We start from the raw sequence: 2876 nt of genomic DNA, 5'->3' as shown, positions 1-2876 counted from the left end.
GCGAAAGGCGTGCGCCCGCCCGCAGGCAGCTCGCTGAGACGGGCGGCCGCCACCTCGACCGAGCCGGTGGGCGGAAGGGCCAGCTCGGCCCGGTCGCCGCGGAAGGTGACGAGCCCGACCTGGTCGCGTCGCTGGTAGGCGTCGGTGAGGAGGGAGAGGATGGCCGTCTTCACCTCGCGCATCCGGCTCCGCGCGGCCATCGACCCCGACGCGTCGACACAGAAGAGGACGAGGTTGGACTCCCGCCCTTCCTTGACCGCCATGCGGAGGTCCTCGGCACGCAGCCGCACGCGACGGGTCGTGCGGGTCGTGGCCGAGGGCTCCGCGCGCTCGGCCTGGTGCGGAGCCGCGGCCCGGACCGTCTCGAGGAGATGGAGGCTGCCCCCCGACCCCATCGGGGGCTCGGCACCGATCCGGCGGCCGGTGTCCGTCACGGCCCGGGACCTGCGGCCGGATCGTCCTCGTCCGACACCGCGGGCGGTGAGCAGCCGCGCCCGGTAGGGATCGCCGGCCCCGACCGTCGTGAGGGCCGGAGCGGGGCTCGGGGACGAGGGCATGGTGTCGGGGGCAGGAGCATCCACGGCGTCGGTGCCGTCGGTGCCGGTGCCGTCGGGACCGTCGCCCGGAGGGGGGTCGTCGGGTCCGGCACCGCCACCGGGCGGCTCGGGATCCGGGTCGGGATCGGGGTCCGGCTCGGGACCCGGATCGGTCTCGTCGAGGAGATCGTCGAGCCGGTCCTCGTCGATGCCGGGCGCGTCGAAGGGGTTGCGCCGCCGTCGGTGGGGGAGTGCGAGTCGCGCGGCGACCCGCAGGTCGGCCGACTCGATCCGGGTCCGCCCGTCGAGGGCGGCGTGCGCCGCCGCGGCCCGCGCCGTCACGATGTCGGCCCGCATCCCGTCGACCTCGAAGGCGGCGCAGATCCCGGCGATCCGCAGCAGCGTCGCCTCGTCGAGCTCCACGCTCGGGAGGAGCTCGCGCGCGAGGACGACCCGGTCGCGGAGGCCGGACTCGGCCTCGGCGAACGTGGACACGAACCCTCCGGGGTCCGCGTCGAAGGCGAGGCGGCGCCGCACGACCTCGGCGCGCAACGCCGGGTCCCGCGGGGCGGCGACCTCGACGGTCAGCCCGAAGCGGTCGAGCAGCTGGGGGCGCAGCTCGCCCTCCTCGGGGTTCATCGTGCCGATGAGGACGAACCGGGCGGTGTGCTCGACGGACACCCCGTCGCGCTCGACGGTCACCCGGCCCGTCGCTGCGGCGTCGAGGAGGACGTCGACGAGGTGGTCGTGCAGGAGGTTGACCTCGTCGACGTAGAGGATGCCGCGGTGGGCCCTCGCGAGGAGTCCCGGCTCGAACTCGGTGACGCCGTCGGAGAGGGCGCGTTGCAGATGGAGGGAGCCGAGAACCCGGTCCTCCGTCGCCCCGACCGGAAGCTCCACGAGCCGCACCGCCCGTGTCTCGACGGCCGCGCCGGCGGGGAACGGGCCGTCCGGCGAGGTGGCCGAGGCCTCGCGGGGATCGGTCGAGAAGCGGTCGCCCGCGACGACGTCGATGGGGGGCAGGACGGCGGCGAGCGCGCGGACCGAGGTCGTCTTCGCGGTCCCCTTCTCGCCCCGGACGAGGACGCCGCCGATGTCGGGGGCGACGGCTGCGAGGAGCAGGCCGAGGACGAGGTCGTCGGAGCCGACGACCGCGGACAACGGATACTGGTGTGGCATTCGGGGCTCCCGCGCTCTGTGCCATCGGTGCGACGGCCACGGGCTCGCGGTCGTCCCCAGGCGCCGAGGCCGGTCTTCGGACTTCCCGGATCGCGTGTCCGGGTCACCGCAGCGGGCCCTGTGCCGGACTCTCACCGGCTTCCCGATTCTCCCGTGTCTGGGCACCTCGGGCCTGGCTCAGGCAGTCTAGCCAACCCGCCAGCCTCGGAGACATCACACCCGACCAGGGACGGCGGCCCTGCCGTCCCTGCCATGGGATGGCATACCGTGACCCCTCGTGACATCGGTCCTCGTCGTGGGCATCGGCGCCGACGGCTGGGAGGGTCTCGCCGCCTCGGCGCGGTCGGTCGTGTCCGAGGCCGACGTCCTCCTCGGCGGTCGGCGTCACCTCGACCTCGTCCCCGAGGTCCCGGGACAGCGTCGTATACCGTGGCCGTCGCCGCTGCGCGACGGGCTCCCCGGCCTGCTCGCCGGCCTCGACAGCCGCGTCGTGGCCCTCGCCTCGGGTGACCCGCTCGTCGCGGGGGTCGGATCCACTCTCGTCGAGGTTCTCGGCCCGGATGCCGTGACGATCGTGCCGGCCGTCTCCTCCGTCGCCCTGGCGCGGGCGCGGATGCGCTGGCCCGACGAGACGGTCCAGGTCGTCAGGGACCCGGCGACCGTCGTCCGGCACCTCGCCCCGGGACGGCGCATCCTCGTCCTGTCGACGGACGGGTCGACACCGGCATACGTCGCGAAGGCATTGTGCGAGAACGGCTTCGGGGAGTCGCGCCTCACGGTGCTCGCCGACCTCGGGGCGCCGGGGGAGTCCCGCGTGGCGACCACGGCGACCGCCTGGAGCGGCACGGCCCCGGGCCTGCACGTGCTCGCCGTCGACTGTGCGGGGGCGCCGGCCCTCGGTCTGACGCCGGGCCTGCCCGACGAGGCGTTCGAGCACGACGGCCAGCTCACCAAGCGCGACGTGCGCGCCAGCGCGCTCGCCCACCTCGCCCCGTCGCCGGGGGAGCTGCTCTGGGACGTCGGGGCGGGGGCCGGCTCCGTCGCCGTCGAATGGCTGCGCGCGCACCCGACGTGCCGCGCCGTCGCGGTCGAGCGCTCGGACGAGCGGTCCGCGCGCATCCGCCGCAACGCCACGGCCCTCGGCGTGCCAGCGCTGAGATC

2 protein-coding genes and 1 riboswitch are annotated in these 2876 nt (G+C 75.3%); of the genes, one reads left to right on the top strand and one right to left on the bottom strand.

Features of this window, described 5'->3' with window-relative positions; translation table 11 throughout:
* On the bottom strand, positions 1 to 1715 hold a 1715-nt coding region (locus tag BN12_RS20690), incomplete at its 3' end, for an ATP-binding protein (RefSeq protein WP_048556686.1).
* A gap of 49 nt (positions 1716 to 1764) precedes the next feature.
* Positions 1765 to 1899, bottom strand: a riboswitch (cobalamin riboswitch).
* A gap of 93 nt (positions 1900 to 1992) precedes the next feature.
* On the opposite strand from BN12_RS20690, the gene cbiE reads away from it, so the two are divergent.
* Positions 1993 to 2876, top strand: an 884-nt coding sequence (cbiE, locus tag BN12_RS20685) for a precorrin-6y C5,15-methyltransferase (decarboxylating) subunit CbiE (protein ID WP_048555422.1), incomplete at its 3' end; no start/stop codon positions are given.

The sequence above is a fragment of the Nostocoides japonicum T1-X7 genome (genome assembly GCF_001046855.1).
Classification (GTDB): domain Bacteria; phylum Actinomycetota; class Actinomycetes; order Actinomycetales; family Dermatophilaceae; genus Nostocoides; species Nostocoides japonicum.
This window is presented reverse-complemented; position numbering and strand designations above follow the sequence as displayed.